Origin of the sequence: Pseudomonas maumuensis (genome assembly GCF_019139675.1) — a bacterium.
GTDB lineage: Bacteria > Pseudomonadota > Gammaproteobacteria > Pseudomonadales > Pseudomonadaceae > Aquipseudomonas > Aquipseudomonas maumuensis.
In genome coordinates, this window is sequence record NZ_CP077077.1 from 2454311 (window position 1) to 2479133 (window position 24823).

Annotated in this window: 20 protein-coding genes and 1 riboswitch; of the genes, 9 read left to right on the plus strand and 11 right to left on the minus strand. The window is 65.7% G+C overall.

All coding sequences use genetic code 11. The annotated features are described in order from the left end of the window. The first annotated feature begins 147 nt into the window (after nucleotides 1-147). Both KSS90_RS11195 and KSS90_RS11200 read left to right on the plus strand, forming a co-directional pair. Nucleotides 148-369, plus strand: coding sequence for an MbtH family protein (locus KSS90_RS11195; protein ID WP_217869427.1), 222 nt, complete (start codon nucleotides 148-150; stop codon nucleotides 367-369). A gap of 4 nt (nucleotides 370-373) precedes the next feature. Next, a complete protein-coding gene (locus tag KSS90_RS11200; protein ID WP_217869428.1) occupies nucleotides 374-1093 on the plus strand; it encodes a thioesterase II family protein in 720 nt (239 codons plus the stop codon). 456 nt (nucleotides 1094-1549) lie between these two features. Here the strand turns inward: KSS90_RS11200 and KSS90_RS11205 are convergent, their stop codons facing one another. Genes KSS90_RS11205 through KSS90_RS11215 form a run of 3 tightly spaced genes read right to left on the minus strand, consistent with a single transcriptional unit; the run spans nucleotide 1550 to nucleotide 4197 of the window. Further along, entirely contained in the window at nucleotides 1550-2137 is a 588-nt protein-coding gene (locus KSS90_RS11205; RefSeq protein ID WP_217869429.1) for a TetR/AcrR family transcriptional regulator, read from the minus strand. Nucleotides 2138-2149: 12 nt separating this feature from the next. Continuing rightward, on the minus strand, nucleotides 2150-2998 hold the full coding sequence (locus KSS90_RS11210; RefSeq protein ID WP_217869430.1) for a 3-hydroxybutyryl-CoA dehydrogenase: 849 nt from the start codon (nucleotides 2996-2998) through the stop codon (nucleotides 2150-2152). 14 nt (nucleotides 2999-3012) lie between these two features. Beyond that, complete coding sequence (locus KSS90_RS11215; RefSeq protein WP_217869431.1) at nucleotides 3013-4197, minus strand: acetyl-CoA C-acyltransferase family protein; 1185 nt, start codon at nucleotides 4195-4197, stop codon at nucleotides 3013-3015. 171 nt (nucleotides 4198-4368) lie between these two features. On the opposite strand from KSS90_RS11215, the gene KSS90_RS11220 reads away from it, so the two are divergent. Continuing rightward, a complete protein-coding gene (locus tag KSS90_RS11220; protein WP_217869432.1) occupies nucleotides 4369-5382 on the plus strand; it encodes an AraC family transcriptional regulator in 1014 nt (337 codons plus the stop codon). A 7-nt stretch (nucleotides 5383-5389) separates the two neighbouring features. Here the strand turns inward: KSS90_RS11220 and KSS90_RS11225 are convergent, their stop codons facing one another. The 4 genes from KSS90_RS11225 to KSS90_RS11240 all read right to left on the minus strand — a co-directional run bounded on the left by KSS90_RS11225 (nucleotide 5390) and on the right by KSS90_RS11240 (nucleotide 11176). Further along, on the minus strand, nucleotides 5390-6787 hold the full coding sequence (locus KSS90_RS11225; protein WP_217869433.1) for an APC family permease: 1398 nt from the start codon (nucleotides 6785-6787) through the stop codon (nucleotides 5390-5392). Nucleotides 6788-7089: 302 nt separating this feature from the next. Beyond that, entirely contained in the window at nucleotides 7090-8556 is a 1467-nt protein-coding gene (locus KSS90_RS11230; RefSeq protein ID WP_225933179.1) for a PepSY domain-containing protein, read from the minus strand. A gap of 5 nt (nucleotides 8557-8561) precedes the next feature. Further along, the gene (locus KSS90_RS11235; protein WP_217869435.1) at nucleotides 8562-10715 is read right to left on the minus strand and encodes a TonB-dependent receptor; all 2154 of its coding nucleotides are present in this window, start codon (nucleotides 10713-10715) and stop codon (nucleotides 8562-8564) included. Between the two features lie 71 nt (nucleotides 10716-10786). Beyond that, nucleotides 10787-11176 carry a DUF2946 family protein gene (locus KSS90_RS11240; protein ID WP_217869436.1) on the minus strand — a complete coding sequence of 130 codons (390 nt, stop codon included), beginning with the start codon at nucleotides 11174-11176 and terminating at the stop codon, nucleotides 10787-10789. A gap of 143 nt (nucleotides 11177-11319) precedes the next feature. Then, nucleotides 11320-11523: riboswitch (cobalamin riboswitch) on the plus strand. Between the two features lie 90 nt (nucleotides 11524-11613). Between KSS90_RS11240 and KSS90_RS11245 the strand changes: the two genes are divergently transcribed. Genes KSS90_RS11245 through KSS90_RS11255 form a run of 3 tightly spaced genes read left to right on the plus strand, consistent with a single transcriptional unit; the run spans nucleotide 11614 to nucleotide 15225 of the window. Then, a complete protein-coding gene (locus KSS90_RS11245; RefSeq protein WP_217869437.1) occupies nucleotides 11614-13569 on the plus strand; it encodes a TonB-dependent receptor plug domain-containing protein in 1956 nt (651 codons plus the stop codon). Between the two features lie 11 nt (nucleotides 13570-13580). Next, nucleotides 13581-14309 carry a (2Fe-2S) ferredoxin domain-containing protein gene (locus KSS90_RS11250; protein ID WP_225933151.1) on the plus strand — a complete coding sequence of 243 codons (729 nt, stop codon included), beginning with the start codon at nucleotides 13581-13583 and terminating at the stop codon, nucleotides 14307-14309. Beyond that, the gene (locus tag KSS90_RS11255) at nucleotides 14302-15225 is read left to right on the plus strand and encodes an ABC transporter substrate-binding protein (protein ID WP_217869439.1); all 924 of its coding nucleotides are present in this window, start codon (nucleotides 14302-14304) and stop codon (nucleotides 15223-15225) included. Before KSS90_RS11250 ends, KSS90_RS11255 begins: the two co-directional genes overlap by 8 nt. Nucleotides 15226-15230: 5 nt before the next feature. Here the strand turns inward: KSS90_RS11255 and KSS90_RS11260 are convergent, their stop codons facing one another. After that, entirely contained in the window at nucleotides 15231-16589 is a 1359-nt protein-coding gene (locus KSS90_RS11260; protein WP_217869440.1) for an 8-oxoguanine deaminase, read from the minus strand. A 567-nt stretch (nucleotides 16590-17156) separates the two neighbouring features. On the opposite strand from KSS90_RS11260, the gene KSS90_RS11265 reads away from it, so the two are divergent. Beyond that, a complete protein-coding gene (locus KSS90_RS11265; RefSeq protein WP_217869441.1) occupies nucleotides 17157-20033 on the plus strand; it encodes an HD domain-containing phosphohydrolase in 2877 nt (958 codons plus the stop codon). A gap of 32 nt (nucleotides 20034-20065) precedes the next feature. Next, nucleotides 20066-20596, plus strand: a complete 531-nt coding sequence (locus tag KSS90_RS11270) for an MgtC/SapB family protein (RefSeq protein WP_217869442.1) — start codon at nucleotides 20066-20068, stop codon at nucleotides 20594-20596. 538 nt (nucleotides 20597-21134) lie between these two features. On the opposite strand, the gene KSS90_RS11275 is transcribed toward KSS90_RS11270, so the two are convergent. The 3 genes from KSS90_RS11275 to KSS90_RS11285 form a co-directional block, all read right to left on the minus strand. Further along, the gene (locus tag KSS90_RS11275; RefSeq protein WP_217869443.1) at nucleotides 21135-22034 is read right to left on the minus strand and encodes a hydroxymethylglutaryl-CoA lyase; all 900 of its coding nucleotides are present in this window, start codon (nucleotides 22032-22034) and stop codon (nucleotides 21135-21137) included. Nucleotides 22035-22054: 20 nt separating this feature from the next. Further along, nucleotides 22055-22456, minus strand: a complete 402-nt coding sequence (locus KSS90_RS11280; protein WP_023631568.1) for a MerR family transcriptional regulator — start codon at nucleotides 22454-22456, stop codon at nucleotides 22055-22057. An 83-nt stretch (nucleotides 22457-22539) separates the two neighbouring features. Then, entirely contained in the window at nucleotides 22540-23412 is an 873-nt protein-coding gene (locus KSS90_RS11285; RefSeq protein WP_217869444.1) for a helix-turn-helix domain-containing protein, read from the minus strand. A 172-nt stretch (nucleotides 23413-23584) separates the two neighbouring features. Here KSS90_RS11285 and pobA point away from each other — a divergent pair, with 172 nt between their 5' ends. Beyond that, nucleotides 23585-24772: a 4-hydroxybenzoate 3-monooxygenase gene (pobA, locus tag KSS90_RS11290; RefSeq protein WP_217869445.1), complete on the plus strand. Its 1188-nt coding sequence runs from the start codon at nucleotides 23585-23587 to the stop codon at nucleotides 24770-24772. The last annotated feature ends 51 nt before the right edge of the window (nucleotides 24773-24823 follow it).

Sequence of the window (24823 nt, forward strand, 5' to 3'; positions counted from 1 at the left end):
GCGATGCGCCGCGCGGGCGGCGCTCGATCTTGAGCGCGCCGCAATGCTATCGTCGAGCGCCCCTAATTTTCCCGGCGCTCTTTTCGTTTTCATGGAAGCCGCCCTGCGCCCGGCGCGTTCGGCCCTCATCATTCAAGGAGACAGGCAATGACTTCCGTTTTCGACCGCGACGATATCCAGTTCCAGGTAGTGGTCAACCACGAAGAGCAGTATTCCATCTGGCCCGACTACAAGGCGATCCCCAATGGCTGGCGTGCGGTGGGCAAGAGCGGCCTGAAGAAGGACTGCCTGGCCTACATCGACGAAGTGTGGACCGACATGCGCCCTCTGAGCCTGCGCGAAAAAATGGCCGAAGCCGCGGCGCAGTAAGGCGGTGTCGACCCTGAACCTGCTGTGCCTGCCGTATTCCGGCGCCAGCGCGATGGTCTACAGCCGCTGGCGGCGCAAGCTGCCGGCTTGGCTGCAGGTGCGCCCGGTGGAGCTGCCCGGGCGCGGCGCGCGCATGGCTGACCCGCTGCACACCGACTTGCGGGCTCTGGCCCGGCAGTTGGCCCATGAGCAGCGTGCCGTCACCCAAGCACCTTACGCCGTGCTCGGCCACAGCCTGGGGGCGCTGGTCGCCTTCGAGCTGGCCCATGAACTGCGCGCGCTGGGTTGCCCGCCGCCTGTGGCCTTGTTCGCCTGCGGGACGGCGGCGCCGACCCGCCGCGAGGATTACGTCGGGGGCAAGTGGACCGAGCCCCGTGGCGATGCCGAGCTGATCGCGGAACTGCGCAAGCTGGGTGGCACCTCCGAAGAAGTGCTGGCCAACGAAGAGCTTATGAGCCTGACCTTGCCAATCGTGCAGGCGGACTTCCTGCTCTGCGGGCGGTATGCGTATGAGCAGCGTCAGCCGTTGCAATGTCCGCTGCATGTGCTGGGCGGTGACGATGACCGAGCCAGTGATGAACAATTACAGGCCTGGGGACGTGAGACGGTTGGGGGGTATTCGCTGACGAAGTTTCCCGGTGGGCATTTCTTTATTCATGAGCATGAAGAGCGCGTGCTTGATGCACTCTGCCGGACGTTGGAGCCGTTGAGGCTTTGTGCTTGATCGATGGAGTTGGCGCTTCCTGTAATAGCTGATTCTTGATCTCGGCTCTTGCTCTTGCTCTAGCTCTTGCTCTTGCTTCTAAGTGCGCAATAGTTCAGGCGACACAAATTGCGACTTCAGGAGGCCGAACGCAGGTCTTGCGGAGGGAGGTGACGGGCATGGATGCCCGTCAAGCGCTGCGCCCCAGGATGGGGCGTTCAGCGCGGTCCTCCCGGGAGCAAGGCCGGAGTGAGGGGACCCCGGAGCGAAGCGTAGGGGCCGGATGAATGGAGCGAGCGGTTTTTGCCTTCTTTTGCCCGCGTGCAAAAGAAGGTCGCCGTAAAGGCGAAAAGGTGACTAAATGTCGACATCGCCAACGAATGTGCTTACAAAAACCCAAACAATCCCCAGGGTCCAGGGTCCAGGGTCCAGGGTCCAGGGTCCAGGGTCCAGGGTCCAGGGCCTAAAACCAAAATCCTACCCCAAAGCCCTCTCCACAGCCCCCACCACCAAACTCTCCATCAACCCAACCCCCTCAACCTCACCGAGCCCCTTCCCCCGCAACATCCCAGGCAACTGGTTCAACAGCGTAGCCAGTACATGCCCGGTAGCCGCCAGGGCCTGCGCGCCCAACCGCGCCTGCGGCGCAATCAACCGCAAAAGCCCGGTTTCGTAGCTTTCCCGCAAGCCCGCAAGGCGCGCCTGCTGCTCCCCGGTAAGGCAGCAAAAGTCCCGCTCGGCCAGGCGAAACTGCAACGGCCGTTCCCCATGCAACTGCCAATGCGCGGCAATCAGGCAGGCCAGCACCGGCCTGCCCTGGGCCCGCGCTCGACGGCCCAGGTCCAGAGTGGCCTGCAATTCCTCGTACAGCTCCTCGATCAGGTCGTACAACAGATCCTGCTTGCTCGGGAAATGGTGATACAGCGAGCCCGCGGTCAAGCCCACGTGCGCCGCCAGCTCGCGCATGCTGACCTGGCCGAAGCCTTTCTCGGCGAACAGGGCCATGGCCCGGTCACGCCGCTCCTCGAAGTTGACGCAGCGCAGCGCCGCATTGACCGGGGGCATCGCACGGCTCCGTCAGTAGGTGAAGAAGCCGCGGCCGCTCTTACGCCCCAGGTAGCCGGCGGCAACCATCTCCTTGAGCAGCGGCGCGGGGCGGTACTTGCTGTCGTTGAAGCCCTCGAGGAAGGCTTCCATGATCGCCAGCAAGGTGTCCAGACCCACCAGGTCGGCCAGTGCCAGCGGGCCGATCGGCTGGTTGCAGCCCAGGCGCATGCCGGTGTCGATGTCTTCGGCGCTGGCCAGGCCTTCCTGGAACACCAAGATCGCCTCGTTGATCATCGGCACCAGGATCCGGTTGACCACGAAGCCTGGGCGGTTGCCGGCGGTGATCGGAGTCTTGCCGAGCTTTTCGGTGACCAGCAGCGCCTGGGCGTAGGTCGCATCGCTGGTCTGCAGGCCGCGGATGATCTCGACCAGCGCCATCATCGGCACCGGGTTGAAAAAATGCACGCCGATGAAGCGCTGCGGCTGCTCGATGCTGGCCGCCAGCTGGGTCACCGATAGCGACGAGGTGTTGGTGGCGATCAGGCACTCGGCGCCGACGTTGGCCGCCACCTGCTGCAGGATGCGCTGCTTGAGGGCGAGGTTCTCGGTGGCCGCTTCGATCACCAACTGCGCATTGGCCAGCTGGGCGTAGTCGGTGCTGGTGCGGATGCGCGCCTTGGCCGCGCTGGCCTTGTCGGCATCGATGGTGCCCTTGCCGACCTGGCGCTCGAGGTTCTTGCCCAGGGTCGCCAAGCCACGCTCCAGCGCGGCGTCGGAAACGTCCACCAGCAGGACCTGGTAACCGGCCAGCGCGCACACCTGGGCGATGCCGTTGCCCATGGTGCCGGCGCCGATCACGGCGATGTGTTCGATGTTCATGCTGCTGACTCCTTTCAAACGCGTTCGAAGACGATGGCGATGCCTTGGCCGCCGCCGATGCACATGGTGGCCAGGGCGTAGCGACCCTGCACGCGGTGCAGTTCATGGATGGCCTTGGTGGCGATGATCGCGCCGGTGGCGCCGACCGGGTGGCCGAGGGAAATGCCCGAGCCGTTGGGGTTGACCTTCTCCGGGTCGAAGCCCAGGGCGCGGGCCACGGCGCAGGCCTGGGAGGCGAAGGCTTCGTTGGACTCGATCACGTCCAGGTCGCTGACCTTCAGGCCGGCTTTCTCCAGCACCTTCTGCGTCGCCGGGATCGGGCCCAGGCCCATCAGCGCCGGGTCCACGCCGGCATGGGCGTAGGCGACGATGCGCGCCAGCGGCTTGAGGCCCTGGCGGCGCACGGCGTCACCGGTTGCCAGGACCAGGCTGGCGGCGCCGTCGTTGATGCTGCTGGCGTTGCCGGCGGTGACCGTGCCGTCCTTCTTGAACACCGGCTTCATGCCGGCCAGTTGTTCGGCGCTGGCATCGGTGCGCACGTTCTCGTCCACGGCGAACTGCACGCTGCCTTTGCGGGTCTTGATCTCGATCGGCACGATCTGGCCGTCGAAGCGGCCTTCGGCGATGGCGCGGGCGGCGCGATGCTGGCTGGTCAAGGCGACCTCATCCTGCATCTCGCGGCTGATGCCGTGGGCCGCCGCGACGTTCTCGGCGGTGATGCCCATGTGGAAGTGCTCGAACGGGTCCTGGAGGATGCCGACCATGTAGTCGATGCCCTGCAGGTCGCCCATGCGTGCGCCCCAGCGCGCCTGCGGCAGCAGGTAGGGACCGCGGCTCATGGCTTCGGCGCCGGCGGCCAGGGCGATATCGCTGTCACCGAGCAGCAGGCCCTGGGCTGCCGAGACGATGGCCTGCAGGCCCGAGCCGCACAGGCGGTTGACGCTGAAGGCCGGGGTTTCCTTGGGGATACCGGCGTTCATCGCCGCGACCCGGCCCAGGTAGGCATCGCGCGGTTCAGTGGGGATCACGTTGCCCATCACCACATGGCCGATCTGCTCGGCGGCCACGCCCGAGCGCTCGATGGCGGCGCGGGTGACCTGGGTGGCGAGGTCGGCCAGCGGCAGGTCCTTGAGCGAACCGCCGAAGCTGCCGATGGCCGAACGTACCGCACTGACGACGAAGATTTCTGTGCTGCTCATGGGGGGCTCCGTTTGCGAAGGCGTGGCGGGGCGCGGGAGGCTCTGCGAGAATGGCGCCCACACCCAGCGGGGTGGATCGAGTCTAGGCAAAGGCCTGCGGGCGGCCTATGCCGGATCTGTTCAGACAACCTGGCATTTTTTGCCACTCAGCATAGACAGCGGACTTCTGCCATGCGCGATAGCGATACGGTCGCGGTGTACTTCCTCAATGCCATGGTCCACGCCTTGCGCGACCGGCCCCAGGCGCGCGACGCCCATTTGCGGGCGGTGGGCATCGACCCGCAGGTACTGGCCCAGCCGTTGGCACGGGTGCCGGCCAAGGCCTTCGCCCAGCTGTGGCTGGCGCTGATCGACGAGCTGCACGACGAGTTCTTCCAGCTCGACAGCCACGGCATGCCCCTGGGCAGTTTTGCCCTGATCTGCCGCGGGTTGATCCAGGAGCCGACCCTGGGCAAGGCGCTGCGCCAGTGCGTAGGCAGTTTTGCCCTGTTCCTGCGCGATTTGAACGGCAATGTCACGGTGCGTGGCGCGCGCACCGTGATCAGCGTGCAGTCGACCATCGCCGATCCGCTGACCCGGGTCTACGCCGAGGAAACCTACCTGGTGCTGGTGATCGGCCTGCTGTGCTGGCTGGCTGGCCGGCGCATCGCCATCGATCGCACCGAGCTGGCCCTGGCGCGCCCGGCGCAGGAGGATGACGCGCTGCTCTGGGGGCCGGACCTGCGCCTGGGCAGCGGGCGCACCGAAGTAGAGTTCGACAGCGCCTGGCTGCGTCTGCCGGTGGTGCAGGACCTGGCGGCGCTGAAGGGCTTCCTGCGCAGCGCGCCGCAGGGGTTGGTGATTCGCTTTCGCAACCAGAATGGCCGGGTGGCGGAGGTTTATCGGCATTTGCGCGCCCTGCATTACGGGCAGTGGCCCACGCTCGACGCCATGGCCGCACGGCACAAGCTCAGCGCCAGCAGCTTTCGTCGCCAGCTGGAGCGTGAAGGGCGCTCCTATCAGCAGATCAAGGACGAGGTGCGCCGGGCAATGGCCTTCGAGTTGCTGCGCGAAGGCCACCTGAGCATCGCCGAGATCGCCGAGCACACCGGTTTCCAGGAGCCCAGCGCGTTTCACCGAGCGTTCAAGAAATGGACCGGGCAGAGCCCGGGCAGCTACCGGGCCAAGCGCACTGCATCGGTTTGATGGGTGGTCAGTGCCGCAAGGGCTCGGGCTTGAACAACGGTTTCTTCATCACCGCTTTGATCCACACCACCGCGATCAGTGAAACCACCGCCAGCACCAGCCCCGCGGTGCCGTAGATCTTCAGGCTCATCTCGGGGCTGGGCGATGCGTTCCAGATCGCATACAGCATGCCGCCGATGCCGAACAGCTGCGGCAACGGATAGAACGGTGTGCGAAATGGCCGCGCCAGGTGCGGATAGCGCCGGCGCAGGGCGATCACGTCCAGATGCACGATGATGTAAGCCAGCAGCCAGGCCAGCGCCGCGGCCAGCAGCAACAGGTTGATCGCCGCCGCGTCCTGGCCCATCAGCAGGATCGGCAACCCGGTGATCGCCGCCACGAACAGCACGGCGACCCACGGTGTGCGGGCGCGCGGGCTGAGCTGCTTGAACTGGGGGAACGCCTGGTCATTGCAGGCCATGCCATAGAGCATGCGCGGGATGGCCGCCAGCGAGGTGTTGAGGGTGCTGCAGGTGGCGGTGACCGCGGCGATCACCAGGAACACTTCGCCGGTCTTGCCGAACACCGTGGTGGCGAACAGGTAATGGGGCAGGGCATCGCTGCCCAGCGCCTCGCGCGGTACCAGGAACAGCGCGCCGAGGCCGTACAGGCCGATGGTGGCGAAGATCACGGTGAGGCCGATAATCATCGAGCGTGGGATATTGCGCTCGGGCTTGCGGGTTTCTTCCACCAGCGAGCAGACGAACTCGGCGCCGACGAAGCCCCACACGGCCATGGCGGTCAGGGCGAGCACCCCGGCGCCCATGGGGTTCCAGTCACCCTGCAGCAGGGTGGTGGTGACACCCTCGGCATGCCCTTCGCTGATCGCGGCAACGCCGAGGATCAGCAGCACGATGACCATGACCACGGCCATGGCGCTCTGCAGCTTGGCAAAGATGTCGATGCCCATGAGGTTGAGGGCGGTGAACACCGCGAGCACGCCGAAGGCCACCGAATACTGCGGGAACACCCCGGGGTAGACCTTGCCGACGATCAGGTCGAGCAGCAGCAACTCCGCCGACAGCGCGAACATGGCTATCACCACGTAGCCGGAGAAGGTCGCGAGGATTGCCGGAAAGTGCCCCAGCGCCACCTCGGTGTAGCTCGACAGACTGCCGGCGCGGGGCACCAGCAGGGCCAATTCGGAGAAAGAGAACGCATAGCTCAGGGCCAGCAGGTAGGCCAGCCCCAAGGGCACGATGAAGCCCAGGCCGGCGGCGCCGACCCCCTGCAGCATCATCACCATCACCCCTTGCGATACCACCAGGCCGACGGCCACCGCCAGCAGCGACCCCAGCCCCAGGACCCGGCGAAAGCCGGCTTGATCGTGCTGCACGCTGGCAGGCACGGACGCACTTGCACTCATGACAGTTCCCCGCTCTTTGTTGTTGTAGTTGCGTTAGTGGGGTGTTTTGCAAATACGACCAACTAAATCGCGAGCGATAACGCTGCATGAGCGCAAAAAGCGCCGCGAGTTATGGTCGTTATTTGTGAAACACCACACTCGATACTGGGACAGGGTGCGCAGCGGGGAAATTAGTAAATATGTGGTTGGTGCAGAGGAAAAAGCTGGGTTGAGCGGGGCGGCAGAGCAGCCCATCCGGCACGGTTCGTCGCCGTGCCGAGCAGCCTTGCACAAGGGCAAGTGACGGGAAGCATCGACGAGTTTCAGGGCAGGCGCTGTCGCCAGACCCTGCGCAAGCGTCGCCCACCCAGTACAACGCCACTCAGGGCAATCACCAGGCCGCCAGCACTTAGGCCGATGATCAGCCCTTCGCGTAGCAGCGGTCGCGCCAGCAGCGGTTGCCAATCCCAACTGTGCAACAGGTTGAACAACCAGCGCCCGGCACGTTGCGCCCGGTCGTGGCTGGCCACCAGCGTGCCGCTGGCAGGGTCCAGGTAGGCCCAGGTGCCCGCCGCGTCGGCAAAGCGCAGGCGCAGCACGGGCAGTGGGCGCGCTTGGGAACCGTACATGCTCTGTGGCTCGCGGGCGAAGTAGTGGAAGTCGTAGGCGCTCTGCCAGTCATCTTCCACCGTCACCCCGGGAGCCATCGCTTGCGCGGCCGCCAGCAGCCTTTCCCGGCTGAAGGTACGCGCCGGCGGGGCGTGTGCTTCAAGGATGCGGCTGTCGCCGTCGGCGCTGCGGGCCACGGCATAGGTGACGCCGGCCAGGCGTTGCCACTGCAGCTCCACTGCATCGAACCTTGTTTCGTCGTGCAAGCGGGCCAGGGCCGTGGCAATCGGCAGTTGCAGGTCGGCGGCGCGCAGCGGGGTTTGTTGCAAGGCGATCTGCGAGCGACTGTCGGTAACGCCCCAGGGGCGCATCGACATCAACCCGCTGAACACCCACAGCACCAGCACCGTGCCGAACAGCAACCCGCCGATGTGGTGCCAGCGCAGCCAGCCGCCGGGGTAGGGGCTGCACGATCCGCTGCGATAGCGCTTGCGCAAGCGCAGGCGCAGGATGCCTACCGCAATGCCCATGAGCGCCATCAGCGTGCCGAGCAGTGACAGGCCGATCACCAGGGTGCGCCAGCCATTGTCGAATCCCAGGCCGCCGCGCAACGGATAGAGCCAGTGCAGCCAGGCGCCGATCCAATTCCAGGCACGCTCGCGGGCGCTCGCATCGCGTACCACCTCGCCGGTGCGTCCGGACAGGTACAGCCAGGTGCCGGCCGCATCGTCCACCTGCACCCGGTGCAAGGGGCGATCGCTGTCCAGGGCCCTAGAGTGGGTCCACATGTCCTCGTCCAGAGTACCCTGGTAAGCCAATGGCGCTTGCCCCGCAAACTGCCGGGCGTTGGCCAGGGCCCAGGTGGCGTCGGCATGGGCCAGGGGCTTGCCGCTGGCGGCATCGAGGGTGACGCGGCGACCGTCCGCCAGCTCCAGCAAATAGTACGGTTGCCCGCCCAGGCTGGTCAGGCGCAGCGCCTTCAACGGCTGCTCAGCCCATTGCGCCGGCAACTCGGCGCAGCATCCCGCCGGCAAGGCCGGCAGGTGGGCCAGGCGCTCGGCCGTGGTCAGCTTGGGGTAGCCGACATACAGCATGACCACCCCGGAGACGAACCACAGCGCCATGAACAGGCAGGCGACGATGCCCAGCCAGCGATGCCACAGGTACAGCTGGCGTTTCAGGCCCATCAGTAGCGCCACTGCACAGCGACTTCCAGGCTGCGCGGCTCACCCAGGTAGTACTGGGTGTTGGTTTGGTGGATGAAGCGGGCGTAGACCTCGTCGGTGAGGTTGCGCAGGCGGGCGCTGAGTTGCACGTGCTGGTCCAGGTCGTGGGTCATCGACAGCCCGTAGACGGTGTACGACGGCACCCACTGGGTGTTGGCGGTGTTGGCGTAGACCGCCGAGACGTAGCGGGCGTCGGCGCCAACCTGCCAGCCCGGCGCCAGGTCGTAGGTCAGCCAGAGGTTGGCCACCCGGTCCGGGATGTTCACCGGGGTCTTGCCCTTGCGCGAGTACACCTTACCGCCGATGGTCTCGTTGAATTCGTCGTACTCGGCGTCGACCCAGCTGAAGTTGCCCGCCGCCAGCAGTTTGGGCGTGACCTTGAACGACGCCGCCAGCTCGATGCCGGTGGAGGTCTGCTGGCCGGCCTGCTCGGTGGTGTTGGGCACGGTCGAGGAGGGCACCGAGATGTTCTTGCGCACGATGCGGTAGGCCGCCGCGGTGGCCGAGCCACGCCCGTCGAGGAAGTCGAACTTGCTGCCCACTTCCACCTGCCTGCCGGTGCTCAGGTCGAAGTCGCCGACCTGGCCGATCGACGCGCCGGTGAGCGAGCCCCCTGGCGGTTCGGCCGAGGTGCTGTACTGGGTGTACAGGCTGATATTTGAGGTCAGGTCGTAGACCAACCCCAGGCGCCCGGTGAAGGCATCCCAGCGCCGATTCAGCTTGGCCCGGGTCACGTGGTCGACCACGTCGAAGTCGATATGGTCGTAGCGCAGCGCGGTGACCAGCGACAGCTGGTCTGTCAGGTGGGTACGGTTTTCGACGAAGCCCGCAGTGGTGTCGGTGGTGGTGCTGCGCCCCTTGGCGCGTGGCGCGTCCATGCCAGGAATGTCGAGGAAGTGGCCGGGCTGGAAACCGTTGGGATCGATGCTGTCGAACGCGCCCTTGGACAACGGGTAGGCGGTCTGCTGGTTGCGGTTGTAGTCCATGCCGAACGCCCAGTCGCTGGCCAGGCCGAACAGCTGGCCCTGGTGGGTCAGCTCGACGCGGTTGCCGTTGACCTCCTGGTCGTGGCGCTGGCGGTAGCCGCCGGCGCGGGCGATGGCGGTGTTGCCGGGGTTGTAGCGGTACACCTCGAGGTTGCGGTAATCGCGCTGGCCGTTGTAGTGGTAGAAGGTGTTGCGCAACTGGTTGCTGTCGTCGATGCGGTACTCGGTGATCGAGCGCAGCCAGCGGGTGCGCTGCTCGTAGCGGCCGTCCTCGACGTTGTAGTTATTGAAGCGATTGTGCTTGTCGATGTGCAGGGTGCCGGCCGCCGGCTGCAGCACCGGCGCACCCCAATACGGACTGTCTTCCTTTTCTTCCAGGTACTCGATGGCCAGGGTGTGCGACAGCTGGTCGTTGATGTCGCTGAGCAGCGAGAAGGCCAGGTTGCCGGCCCCGTTCTCCTGGCGGTCGATGTAGCCATTGGTGCTGGTGCGGCTGTAGTCGAGCCGCGCGTAGTGGCGCGGCCCGTCGCCGCTGTTGAGCGCCTGGTTGAAGCCGACCGAGGTTTCCATCGTGTCGTAGCGCCCATAGCTGATGCGGCCCTCGAAGGTGTCCTCGTCGCGGTTGGCCAGTTTGGTGATCATGTTCAGGCTGCCGCCGACGGCGCCGCTGCCGTTGAGGAACGACGACGGCCCGCCGAGCAGTTCGACACGGTCGTAGATCCATGCCCCGACCGGGCGCCCGGCGGCGCCGTACTGCAGGTTGATGCCGTTGAACAGCTGGCTGACCTGGGCGCCGTTGAAGCCGCGATACGTCACGTAGCCGCCCCAGCCGGGCGGTGCCGAGGCATTGACCCCGGGTAGCGCGTTGGCGGCGTCCTGGAAGTTGCGCGCGCCGATGCGCTGCATGGTCTTGCGGTCGGCAACGCTGACCGAGGCGGGGTTTTCGCGGGCGCTGAGGTTCAGGCGTGAGCCGCTTTCGATGGGCCGGTCGAGGTCAAGGCGGGTCGCTTCCTCGGGTTGGTCGGCGGTGGCCGTGACATTGCTGGCGGGCAGGGTGAGGGTGTCGTCCTGCGCCCAGGCGCAGGTTGCGCTGCCAACGAGCAGCGCCAAAGTGGTCATACGGAACATGCAAGGCTTCCTGGCTGAAATCGGTGAGCGCACGCCCGCTGCCGATCAGGCAGTACGTGGGCGTGGCGATGTCAGAACGCGAGAAGCGAAGCGGGGGAGGCGCGGGGATTGACCAGTGGCCAGCGCTGCTTGGGCAGGCGCGGCGCGGGTTGTCTGGGTAAGGGTTTGCTCGACTCCCCGGCGAGCAGGGCCAGCAAGCCGAAGAACACCGCCAGCAGGGTGGCGCTGAACAGGCTGGCGATCACGCAGTCGCCGCCAGCGGGCAGCACCGGGTCGGTGATGTCCTGCTCGCCCTTGAACACGCCGCTGCTGTCGGCTGCGCACCAGGCGGCGTCATCGAGGCCGGCCAGGCGCAGCCCGGCCATCTGCCCATGGCCCATGGCGCACAGCAACGAGCCGAACAGGATGCTGAAATACAGCACCCAGGCGACTTGCGATCGTGTGTGGCGGGCCAGCTTCATCGGCAAAGCTCGAAGGGAATGGGAATAGGTTCGGCGTGCGGATTCTACAACTTTTGACACATCTGCCTAGAGTGATCGGCCGATAAAAAACACGCGAAACGATTCACCGGCCTTTGCTTGACGCACCTTGCCCCAAGGTGTTCAGATGCCGACCGATTTCAGGTGTCCCATGCCGCCGCGCATGGGGTGAAACGGGAAACCGGTACGCGCTTCGCGCCAGTCCGGTGCTGCCCCCGCAACGGTATGCAAGTGATGCCTTCGACAGACCACTGTGGCCCGCGCGTCATGGGAAGGTGAAGACATCTTGTCTTGCGAGCCCGGAGACCGGCCTGGAATGTAGTAGGCAAACTCCTGCGGTGGGCGGGCATGGGCCGGTATTGGCGTGTGCGCGATCCGTGCTCCTGCGTGCTTCTGCGAAAGTCACTTTCGAGAAGAGCATGATTGCTGTGATTCACTCCCGACGTCGTTTCCCCAAGGCCCGGACCTTGTTCCTGGGCTGCCTGGCGAGCCCCCTGGCACTGGCCGCAAACACCCCCCTGATCCTCGACCAGCAGATCGTCGCCGCGCCGTCGGTGGAGTCGACCACGGTCGCCGCCATGGCCCAGTACGGCAGCAAGGTCGAGATCGTCAGCCGCGAGCAGATCGAGCGCGCCGGCCCCGGCGCCGACATCACCCGGGTGATGCAGATGTTCATCCCCGGCTTCTACGTCGCGCCGAAGAACGGCCCGTTCGACTACGGCACCTATTCGCTGCTCGGCGGGCGCAACGACGACACCCTGATCCTGCTCGACGGTGTACGCCTGAACAACCGCCTATACGGCGGCCTGTACCTGGACACCTTGCCGGCCAACGCGGTGGAGCGCATCGAGGTGCTCAAGGGCGGCCAGAGCCTGTTGTTCGGCACCCAGGCCGTGGCGGGGGTGATCAACATCGTCACACGCAGCCCGCAACGCCGCCAGACTTCGGGTGGGGTCAACCTGGGCCTGGACAGCTTCGCCGGCAACAGCAAGGACGCCCGCGTCGAGCGGGTCTTCAGCAACGGCTTCGGCGACCTGGGCCTGCTGGCCTATGTCAGCCACAACGTCTCCGACGGCTACCAGCCGTTTCGCAACCGCGACTACAGCGGCAACGTCAGCGACAAGAAGCGCGGCTACGAGGTGACCACCTTCGGTGGCAAGGCGATCCAGGCCTTCGGCGACGATGCGCGGCTGGAGCTGTTCTACCAGTACACCGACGCCAACCTCGATTTCGCCCGACCGGTGAACAATTACAAGACCACCAACGACCGCGTGCAGCAGATCGCCACGGCTACCTTCGAACAGCGCATCAGCGAGCGCCTGAGCTACTTCGTCAAGGGCCACGTCAACGACTGGGACACCCGCTACACGCGCATCAACAACCGCGCCGACGGCTCCCGCGACGTGGTCAACCACAACGACTACTGGGGCTTCACCGATTGGGGCGTGCAGGCCGAGGGCAAGGCCGAACTCGACGGCGGCCACGTGCTGGTGTTCGGTTCCGACAACCAGTGGTTCAAGGGCCAGGACGACGTGCTGGTGATCGACGACAACAAGGCCCAGGCCAATGCGTTGTATGCCCAACTGCGTCCCAGGATCGAGGCCTTGCCCAACTGGCACCCTAGCCTCGGCCTGCGCCACGAGGCCATGAGCGGCGGCGACAGCGCCACCGTCGGCATGCTCACCTCGCTGTACGACCTGAACGACAACTGGCAACTGCGCGGCCAGTATGGCAGCGCCTACAAACTGCCCAATGCCGAGCAGTTGTTCGTCAACGAGCCTGGCGACGAGATCGGCAACCGCGACCTCAAGCCCGAGAAGAGCCGCAATGCCGAGCTTGGCCTGGACTACCACGGCCTGCTGCTGGAGCGTGAGTTCAGCGCCAGCGTCAGCGTGTTCCGCCGCAAGATCACCGACTTGATCACCCTGGACGGCAGCCAGTGGGTCAACGGCCAGGGGCAGGTACAGATGCGTGGCTTCGAGGCCGATGCGCGTATCCAGCTTGACGATCAATGGAGCCTGCAGGCCGACATGACCCGCAACCTCACCGAGTCGCGCACCGGGGCAACGATCAACGACGTGCCGAGTTTCTTCGCCCGTTCGCGGCTCGGTTACGAATCGGCGGACCGCATGTGGGGGGCCGGGGGCGCCATTCGCTATATCCGCGACGTGGTCAGCTCCAAAGGTGTCGACTACGGCCATTACTCGGTGGTCGACGCCGATGCCTACCGCTACCTGGACGGCGCCCGCCAGCACCGGCTGAGCCTGCTGGTGGAGAACCTGTTCGACCGCGACTATGTCACCAGTCGGGCGAGCAATGTCGACAACCTCGGGCGGCCGTTCACCAGCGAACTGCGCTACACCTACAGCTTCTGAGGGGCGTGAGCATGGACTACCAGCGCGTGTTGTTCGTCGGCCCCGGCCTGGGTGGCGGCTCGGCGGCGGAAGCTTTCGGCGCCGAGATTCGTGACCTGCGTGGCCGCGAGGCGGGCCGGGATATCGTCGACACCCTGGAGGGTTTCGACGGGCTCTGGGCGGTGATCCGCGAGGCCCTCGACCAGGGCGTGGAACGCCTGCTGGTGGTGGACCTGGAACCCACCTCGGACAGCGCCTACCTTGACTGGCTGCGCGATGAGCTGGGGCGCTTGGCGCAAGGTCGGGCCGGCGTCTGGGTCACGGCCCAGGCCATGGGGCGGCGCGGCCTGGATGCGCGGGTGGCCTGTGCCAGCATCGGCGAGCCTACCCGCCATCTGGCGTGCGACCAGGTCAACGCGGTGGCCAGCGACCCGGACTGGTCGCGGGTGCCCGAGCATGCCCGCCAGGTGTTCCTCTGCACCGGCCCTCGCTGTGTGCGGCGCGGCGCCTTGCCGCTGTGGAAACGCCTGCGCCGGCGGTTGCTGGAGCGTGACCTGATCGAGACCCCCGGCGGCGTGCTGCTGACCCGCACCGGTTGCCAGTTTCCCTGCAATCTGGGGCCAGTGTTGACGGTGTACCCGGACGGCTACTGGTATCGGGTCCGTGATGATCGGGAGGTGGAGGAATTGGTGGAAACGCATCTAGAGGGCGGAAGGATCGCCGAAGGACTGTTGATCAAGGGAGGGACGTGCGATGCGTAAAGCCTGGCTGCTGTCGCTGGCCTTGTGCTGTGGCGCACCGGCCCTGGCCGACAGCTATCGCAACTGTGGGCAGGACTGGCAACGGCCCGCTGCGGCACCTGCGCGTATCGTCGCCCTCAACCAGCACGCGGCCGACCTGCTGCTCGCCCTCGGCGTGGGGCCGTCGATGGTCGGGGTGGCCTACCTGGACGACAACGGCGCCGCCTACAAGCAGGGCCGCTACCAGGGTGTGCCGGTGATCGCCCGGGAGTATCCGGCCAGCGAAGTGTTGTACGCGCAAAGGCCGGACCTGGTGGTCGGCGGATTCGCCACGGCCTTTGGCGATGGGATCACCTCGCGCAGCAGATTGGCCGGCAACGGGATTGCCACCTACCTGCTCGAGTCGGCCTGTAACGGCCACTCGCTGGACTACTACGGCCATGTCCGGCGTGACCTGACTGTGCTTGGCGAGCTGCTGGGCAGACAGGTGAGGGCGCAGGCATTGATCGGGGCGATGGAAACCGACCTGGCGCAGGCCAGGGCGATCGCGCCCAGCGGCAAGCCGCTGTCGGTGTTCTACCTCGACAGCGAGGTGCGGGGGCTGGACAGCGAGGGCGGACGTGGGTTCGTCACGCCGTTGCTGGCCGCCGCCGGGGCGCGCAATGTGCTTGCCGGGATCGACCAGTACCGCGTGACGATCAACCGCGAGGCATTGCTGAGCAGCGACCCCGACGTGATCCTGCTGGCCGACGCCCTGTGGTCGCCGGCCAGCCGCAAGCGTCAGCTGCTGACCCGCGACCCGGTGCTCTCGAGCCTGCGGGCGGTGCGCGAGAATCGCATGATCGATATCCCGTTCACCCAGCTGATGCCCACGCCGGCCAGCGGGCGGGTGGCCCTGGAACTGGCGCAGCGGCTCAGGGGGATGGCTGTTCCATAGCCGGCCTACTCGCCGATGACCAACTGACGCGCCAACTGGTTATGACGCTCCAGCACCCGCGGCAGGTCGACGGTGGTGATGCGCCCGTCCTGAACCACCACACGCCCGTTGATCACACTGGTGTCGACGTGGGTCGGGGTGCAGAACACCAGCGCCGCCAGTGGGTCGTGCAGGGCGCCGGCATAGGCCACATGGCCGAGGTCGAAGGCGACGAAGTCGGCGACCATGCCCGGTGCCAGGGCACCGATATCGTCACGGTTGAGCACCTTGGCACCACCCAGGGTGGCGATTTCCAGTGCTTCGCGGGCGGTCATCGCATCCGGGCCGAAGCCGACCCGTTGCAGCAGCAAGGCCTGGCGTACCTCGCCGATCATGCTGGCGCCGTCGTTGGATGCCGAACCATCGACCCCCAGCCCCACCGGCACGCCGTGGTCGCGCATCTTGCGGATCGGCGCGATGCCTGAGGCCAGGCGCATGTTCGAGCACGGGCAGTGGGCGACCCCGGTGCCGGTGCGGGCGAACAGCTCGATGCCGTGCTGGTCGAGCTGCACGCAGTGGGCATGCCACACATCGTGGCCGACCCAGCCCAGGTCCTCGGCGTATTCGGCCGGGGTCATGCCGAACTTCTCGCGGCTGTAGGCGATGTCGTTGACGTTCTCGGCCAGGTGGGTGTGCAGCGACACGCCGTACTCGCGGGCCAGGACCGCCGCTTCGCGCATCAGGTCGCGGCTGACCGAGAACGGCGAGCAGGGCGCCACCACCACGCGCCGCATCGAGCCATGGCTGGCGTCGTGGTAGTCCTCGATCAGGCGCTGGGATTCCTTGAGGATGTCGCTTTCCTTTTCCACCACCGAGTCCGGCGGCAGGCCGCCCTGGCTGCGGCCGACGCTCATGCTGCCGCGGGCGGCGTGGAAGCGCATACCGATTTCCTCGGCGGCGTGGATGCTGTCGTCGAGCTTGCAGCCGTTGGGGTAGATGTACAGGTGGTCGCTGGAGGTGGTGCAGCCCGAGAGGATCAGCTCGGCCATGGCCGTCTGGGTCGAGACCGCGATCATCTCCGGGGTCAGCCGCGCCCAGATCGGATAGAGGTTGGTCAGCCAGTTGAACAGCTCGCCGTCCTGGGCCGCCGGCACCACGCGGGTAAGGCTCTGGTACATGTGGTGGTGGGTGTTGACCAGGCCGGGGATGACCACCTTGCCGGTCATGTCGAGGATCACGTCGGCGTTTTGCGGCAGCGTTTCGCTGGGGCCGACCTGGCGGATCACGTTGTCTTCGATGTACAGGCCGCCGCGTTTGATTTCACGGCGTTCGCCGTCCATGGTCACCAGCAGTTCGGCGTTCTTGACCAGTAGGGTCTTGGGCATGTGTGTCCCCTCCCGTTTGGGATGTGTTTTCTGATTGTAGAGAGGCGCCTGGTGCATGGGCCGGGCGCACCAGGGCCGTCAGGCGCCGCGGCGTGGCCGGGCGTCGATGACAGGGGCGAACGGTTCACCGCGCACATGCGCAGGCTGCGCCATGGCGGGCGCATCGGGCAGGTGGGCAGACGGTGACAGAGCGAATGCGGCAAGCGGCATTCGGGAAGGATGCCCGGTGAAGGCGGGCGGCAGTGGATGTCGCATGGCTTGAGCCTGTCGCAATACGCAACGGCGATGACCGTTGTCGTAGGCGCGAGGCAGTGTAAACAGAATTTGCTTGTTTTGTATACGATGGATTGTTTCGACATACCGCGGCCTGCAATCGCTTCGAAAAAGTGCATGCAGTCTTATATGGCGTCGTGCCACTATCGGGCTGTCTCGCTGCCAGCGGATATCTCGGGCCGGCACGTTCGCTTGGGCTGATTACACTGTGGAAATCGCCACACGGGGAGTACCTGGGATGGGCTGCGTGTTGATAGGGCAGACTGGACGGGCGTCCGCTCGAGGTAGACGGCCATGAACAACCGTGGCCGGAGCATTTCCCTGCAGTGGCTGGTGGCATTGGCGATCATGCTGGGCATGCTGGCGCTGGGCGCGGCCCTGGCCTGGCAAGGCTACCTGGGCGTGCGCCAGGCCCTGGTGGCCGCCGCCGGCGATGCCGCCCAGCAGGTCGGCCGGACCATCGACGAGCGCGCCCGGCGCCTGGTCGACCCGGTGCAGAGCAGCATTCGCCTGCTGGCCTATAGCCCGGCGTCAAGCACGTTGGCCGAGCGTCTCGAGCAACTGCCGCAACTGGTCGAGAGCCTGCGCGCCAACCGCATGCTCAGCGCCGCCTACGTCGGTTACCCCAATGGTGAATTCCTGCTGGTGCGCCGCTTGCGCGACCCGCAACTGTTGCAGCGCTTCGCGGCACCGGCGGACACGGCGTTCCTGGTGCAGACCGTCACCCTGGGTGCCGATGGCGCGATGCAGGGCGAGTGGCGCTTCTATGACCCGGCACTGACCTTGTTGCAGCGCCAGGGCAAGCCCGACTACCAATACGATCCACGCCAACGCCCCTGGTTCATCGAAGCCAGCGCGCAGCCCGAGACCGTACTCACTCGCCCCTACGTGTTCTTCACCACCCGCGAGATCGGCCTGACCATGGCCCAGCGCAGCGCCGAGGGTACGGCGGTGATCGGCATGGATGTCTCGGTCAACGATCTGGCCAGCGAGAGCCGCGACCTGCGCATCACCGCCGGCACCGAGATCGCCGTGGTCGACGACCAGGGCAATGTGGTGGCCTATCCGGACCTGCAACGGGTGGTCGTGCGCGAGGGCGACACCGTGCGTCTGTCGCGCATTGGCGAGCTGGGTATCGCCAGCCTTGCGCATATCTACGCCGACATGCCCCAGGGCGCGAGCCCGCAGCCATATCAGGTGCAGGGGCAGACCTGGTATGGCATGCGCGTGCCGCTGACCTCCATGGCCGGGCAGGACCTACAGGTGCTGATCGCCGTGCCGGCCCACGAACTGCTGGCCGGCGCGCGCAAGGTGCTGTTCGAGCAGCTGCTCTGGGCCGTAGCCGTGGCAGCCGTGTTGTTGTTGCTTGGTGGGCTGCTGGGCCGACGCATTGGCCTTCCGTTGCGCCGGCTGACCGAGCAGGTGCAGGGCCTGGCCAGTTTCGATTTCAGCCGTGAGGTGGGCGTTGTCTCGCGGGTCTCCGAAGTGCGTGAACTGAGCCGGGTGCTGAGCCGCATGTCCGGCACCATCCGCAACTTCCAGGCGATCACCCTCACGCTTAGCCGCGAGACCCAACTCGAAGGCATGCTCGACGGCGTGCTCAATCACCTGGTGGCGGCAGCGGGGGTCAGCGCCGGTGCGGTGTATCTGTACGACGACAACACTCGGTTGCGCCTGGCCGCCGCCAGTCGCGGCCATGACTACCCCAAGGAACTGGAGGTGCCTGAAGGCGAGCGGCATGACCTGGCCAGCGCGGTGACCCAGGCCCTCGCATGGCAAGGGCGCAGCCTGGCGGTGGTGCTCAATGACCGCGGCCAGGCGCTGCTCGGCATCCTGGTGCTGCAACTCGCCGATGCGAACGCAGCCGTGGGCCAGCCGTTCCAACGCTTCGTCGAGGAGCTGTCCGGTGCCGCCGCCGTGGCCATCGAGACCCGCCAGTTGGTCGAGGCCCAACAGCGCCTGCTGGACGCCATGATCAAGTTGCTGGCCGACGCCATCGACGCCAAGAGCCCCTATACCGGTGGCCATTGCGAACGGGTGCCGCAGCTGGCGCAGATGCTCCTGGACCAGGCCGTGCAGGCTGACAGCGGCCCCTATGCCGACTTCAGCATGAGCGAGGCCGAGCGCTACGAATTCCGCGTGGCCGCCTGGCTGCACGACTGCGGCAAGATCACCAGCCCCGAATACGTGGTGGACAAGGCGACCAAGCTCGAGACCCTGTACAACCGCATCCACGAGGTGCGCATGCGCTTCGAGGTGCTCTGGCGCGATGCCGAGGTCGCCTACTGGCAAGGCGTGGCCAACGGCGATGATGAGCCGGCGCTGCGGCGCACGCTGGAGGTATGCCGGGCAACCTTGCAGGAGGAGTTCGCCTTCGTCGCCAACGCCAACATCGGTGGCGAGTTCATGCAGGAGGCCGATATCGAGCGCCTGCGCACTATCGGCCAGCGCCGCTGGCGGCGGCACTTCGACAACCGCCTGGGCATCTCCCGCGACGAGGCGGCCCGGTTCACCGACACCTCGGCGGCAACCTTGCCAGTGGACGAGCCCCTGCTTGCCGACCGTGATGAACACCGGGTGCCCTGGGGCGATCGTAAGCCGCCGGTGGCCAAGGACGACCCGCGCAACCACTGGGGTTTCGACATGCGCCTGCCGGCCCATGCCAGCAACCACGGCGAGCTGTATAACCTGTCGATCCGTCGCGGCACGCTCAACGACGAAGAGCGCTTCAAGATCAACGAGCACATCGTGCAGACCATCATCATGCTCAGCGCTCTGCCGTTCCCGCGCCAGCTTAGGCGCGTGCCGTCTATCGCCGGCAACCACCACGAGAAGATGGACGGCAGCGGTTACCCGCGCAGGCTCGGCCAGGAGGCGCTGAGCATCCCCGAGCGGGTGATGGCGATCGCCGACATCTTCGAGGCGCTGACCGCGGCGGACCGGCCCTACAAGGCGCCGAAGACCTTGTCCGAGTCGGTGAAGATCCTGGTGTTCATGGCGCGGGACAAGCATGTCGACGGGCAGTTGCTGCGCTTGTTCCTGAGTAGCGGGGTGTACCGGCAATATGCCGAGCGCTTCCTGCGCCCCGAGCAGATCGACGAACTGGATGTGGCGTACTGGTTGGAGCAGTTGCAAAGTTTCACGTCAGAGCAATCCACCTACACTTCTTGAGACCTGTTCGGCGGGATCTCTGGAGGCAACCGATGGAAGCATTCTGGCAAGCCTTTTTGGCGGCGTTGCAGACCGAATTCGCCGATGTCGCCGACGAGCGCGAGGTCTCGCGGATCCTCATCCGCCTGCTGATGGCGGCTTTGCTGGGGGCGGTGCTGGGCTTCGAGCGCGAGAGCAAGGGCAAGTCGGCTGGGGTGCGCACGCACATGCTGGTGTCCATGGGTGCGGCCTTGTTCGTCCTGGCACCGAGCATGGCCGGGGCGGACGAGCAAGCGTTGAGCCGGGTGATCCAGGGCATCGTCGCCGGTATCGGCTTTCTCGGCGCGGGCACGATTCTCAAGGGCAATGGCCGCGACACCAGTCACGTCAAGGGCCTGACCACCGCCGCCGGGCTGTGGATGACCGCCGCCATCGGCACGGCTGCAGGGATGGGGCGCGAGGCCACGGCACTGATCAGCACGGTGCTGGCGCTACTGGTGCTGGCAAGCATGCCGTTGCTGGTGGACAAGGTCGAAGGCGAGCATGAGGACAAGCGCAAGGAGGAGGAGGGCGGGAAGCACTGAGGGGAGCCGAAGCTCCCCTCATAAGCGTTGTTGCCTGCTCTTTTCTTATTATTGGAGACTGGCCTGTTGTTGTTTTTGTCGGCTGTCGTCTCTGCACTGCGGGGCCCCCAACCGGGGCCAAGAGCAAACGTATTTTTTTGAGCGCTGACCTGCGTTCATCCAACGTGATCCAACCTTGACTGCCGCTACCTCGGAGGTAGTTTTATTGTTCTTGCCAGGTTGCGGGGCCGGAACCCCTGGAATGCACGTCGACTCCAAAAAAATCTGCTTGCTACGCCTCTGCCGTGTTGTTCTTGTTATGTCAGAGCCGTTTACTGTTGTTTTTATTGGGTATCGCGTTTTTTGTTCTTGTTATGCCTAAAGATATAGCAGGTGGCGTGCCAACTTTTACAAATCCTTTAAAATCAATAGCTTGGTGATTTTGCAGGGTAGATTGGCACGTGAAAATTTGTCGAATTGTTTCCCTGTTACCCGATTTTCTTCTGCACAGCGTGTAGGCGGTAACACTCCACCCACACCTGTGTGACAAGCGTGTAACTCAGCGAACGCCGCGGGCCTTCGCCACCCGCGAACCGGTGGCGCGCCCGAGCACTTCGCTGATACGCAGGCCCGCGGCGATCAGCCGGTCCAGGTCAATGCCGGTTTCGATGCCCAGCCCTTGCAGCAGGTACACCACATCCTCGCTGGCGACGTTACCGGTGGCGCCCTTGGCGTAGGGGCAGCCGCCCAGGCCGGCCACCGAGCTGTCGAACACGCTGATGCCCTCGAGCAGGCTGGCATAGACGTTGGCCAGCGCCTGGCCATAGGTGTCGTGGAAGTGCCCCGCCAACTGCGCGCGGGGCACCTGGGCCGAGACCACCTCGAACAGGCGACGGGTGTCACCGGCGGTGCCGGTGCCGATGGTGTCGCCCAGCGACACTTCATAGCAGCCCATGTCATGCAGGGCCTTGGCCACCGGTGCCACCTGCTCGGCGCTGATGCGTCCCTCGTAGGGGCAGCCGAGCACGCAGGAGACATAGCCGCGCACCCGCACACCCTGGCTGCGGGCGGCCTCCATGATCGGCTCGAAACGCTTGAGGCTGTCACTGATCGAGCAATTGATGTTGCGCTGGGAGAACGCCTCGGACGCCGCCGCGAACACCGCCACTTCCTTCACCCCGGCGGCCAGGGCATCCTCGAAACCGCGCAGGTTGGGTGCCAGCGCCGCATAGATAACCCCCTCGCGCTGACGGATACCGGCGAACACTTCGCCGGAGCCGGCCATCTGCGGGACCCATTTTGGCGAGACGAAGCTGCCCACTTCTATATAGGCGACCCCGGCGTCGGTGAGGTCGTCCACCAGGCGCACCTTGTCGGCGACGCTGATGGGCTGGGCTTCGTTCTGCAGGCCGTCGCGCGGGCCGACTTCGACCAGGCGGACATTCTTGGGCAATGACATGGCGGGTTTCCTGTGGCGGATCAACGGTGGGTGTGCGGCGGGTTCAGGGTGGCGGCCAGGGCCTGCTCGCAACGCTCCTGGGCGGTGTCCAGCTCCAGATGCATCTGCTGGATGTCGAGCATTTGCTGTTCGAGCTGGGCGCGGCGTTCGGCGATCTTCGCCAGCATGCTGGTGAGCTGTTTCTGGTTGCCGCCGGAGGGGTCGTAGAGTTCGATCAGTTCACGGCATTCGGCCAGCGAGAAACCGATGCGCTTGCCGCGCAGGATCAGTTTGAGCGTGACCTTGTCGCGGGCCGAGTAGATGCGTTCCAGGCCGCGTCGTTCAGGGCTGAGCAGACCCTGCTCCTCATAGAAGCGGATGGCGCGGGTGGTGATGTCCAGTTCGCGGGACAGGTCGGAGATGCTGTAGGTCTGGCTGCTCATGCTGGCGCTCGGGGGAGGGAATGCGAGTAACCTAATGCCAGGTTGACGTATACGTCAAGCAAGGGCTGTGCTTGCAGCCCCGCTCAGGCATTCACGGACTTGCGATATGCCTTGGGCGTCTGCCCGTCGAGCCGTTTGAAGAACCGCGCAAAGTAGGTCGGGTCGCTGAACCCCAGGCTGTCGGACAACTGGCCGATGCTCATGCGCGTGTAGGCAAGATTGCGCCGTGCTTCGAGCAGCAGGCGCTGGTGGATCACCTGCAACGCCGATTGCCCGGCCAGCGCCCGGCACAGCTGGTTCAACAGCAGGCTGGTGATGCCCAGGCGCGCGGCGAAATCGTCCACGGCAAGGTGCTCGCGGTAATGCGCCTCGACCAGGCGCAGGTAACGACCGAGCAACTGCTGGTCCCGTTCGTCCTGGCTGCGCGCTGGCAAGGCGGCTTGCTGGCGGTTGATCCACACCATCAGCGCGGTGACCAGTGCCTGCAGCATGGGGCCGCGGGCCGGAGCGCTGCCCTGGTACTCCTGCTGCAGCGTGTCGATCAGGCCGTGCAGGCGCACGCGGTCCTTGCCCAGCGGGTAGCATCGCGCCGCCGCCAGCACGCTCAGGGGGGCGCCGAGGCGCTTTTCCAGATCGACCACCAAGGCCGTGCCGAACGTCAGCACATGCCCCTGGATATCGGCACTGAAGCGAAAGCCATGGACAGTCAGCGGCGGCACCACCTGGATCGCCGCCTCGCGAATCACCCGGCGTTCGCCCTCGATCTCCACCTGCGCCTCGCCGCGCTGCACATAGAGCAGCTGGAACAGTTCGGCATGCCGGTGCGGTTTGATCTCCCAGTGGTGCAGACGGCTGCGCGCCGGGATCGACTCGCAGTGCAGCAGGTCGGTATCCGGCCAGGCACGGTGCTCGCCATACAGCTGGAACAACGGGATGCCGGGAAGGGGGCTGTGCATGGGGTTAGGGTCTGTCCGTTAATCGAACGAATTTCAAGAAAGTGCAGTTTTCAAAACGGATTTCGCACGTTCTGCGCATTTTTCAGCAGTAAAAATACAGGTGCAAACCCTAACAGCAGATGCGCGGCCATTGCCAGTACAAAGCCGGCATCGTCATCGCGAGACAACAACAATGAAGACTCAGGTTGCAATCATCGGCGCCGGCCCGTCCGGCCTGCTGCTCGGCCAACTGCTGCACAACGCCGGCATCGATACGCTGATCGTCGAGCGCCAGACCCCGGACTATGTGCTGGGGCGCATCCGTGCCGGCGTGCTCGAACAGGGCACGGTCGAATTGCTGCGCGAAGCCGGCGTGGCCCAGCGCATGGATCGCGAAGGGTTGGTCCATGAAGGGGTCGAGTTGCTGGTCGGAGGTCATCGCCAGCGTCTTGACCTCAAGGCACTGACCGGTGGCAAGACGGTGATGGTCTACGGCCAGACCGAGGTCACCCGCGACCTGATGCAGGCTCGCGAGCAGAGTGGGGCGCCGATCATCTATGCGGCGAACAATGTCCAGCCCCATGACATCGAGGGGCCGCGGCCCTACCTGACGTTCGACAAGGACGGTCGCCAGCACCGGGTGGAGTGCGATTACATCGCCGGCTGCGATGGCTTCCATGGCGTGGCCAGGCAGAGCATCCCGGCCAGCGTGCTGAAGGTGTACGAGCGGGTCTATCCGTTCGGCTGGCTGGGACTGCTGGCCGATACCCCGCCGGTCAATCATGAGCTGATCTACGCCCATCACCAACGCGGTTTCGTGCTGTGCAGCCAGCGCTCGCAGACGCGCAGCCGCTACTACCTGCAGGTGCCGCTGCAAGAGCGGGTCGAGGACTGGTCCGACGAGCGCTTCTGGACCGAGCTCAAGGCGCGCCTGCCAGAGGCGGTGGCCGAGCAACTGGTGACCGGGCCTGCGCTGGAGAAAAGCATCGCGCCGCTGCGCAGCCTGGTGGTCGAGCCGATGCAGCATGGCCGCCTGTTCCTGGTCGGCGACGCCGCGCACATCGTGCCGCCCACCGGCGCCAAGGGCCTGAACCTGGCAGCCTCGGACGTCAACTACCTGTACCGGATCCTGGTCAAGGTCTACCGCGAGGGGCGCACCGACCTGCTGGCGCAGTATTCACCCATGGCGTTGCGGCGGGTGTGGAAGGGCGAGCGCTTCAGTTGGTTCATGACTCAGCTGCTGCATGACTTCGGCGAGCACCAGGATGATTGGGACCGCAAGATGCAGGCGGCCGATCGCGAGTACTACCTGGGGTCAGCGGCGGGGCTGGCGAATATCGCCGAGAACTATGTGGGGCTGCCGTTCGAGGCTGTGGAATAACCGGCAGGCCTACGTCATGATCTAAACCCCGGCTAGCCAGCTCCCACAGGG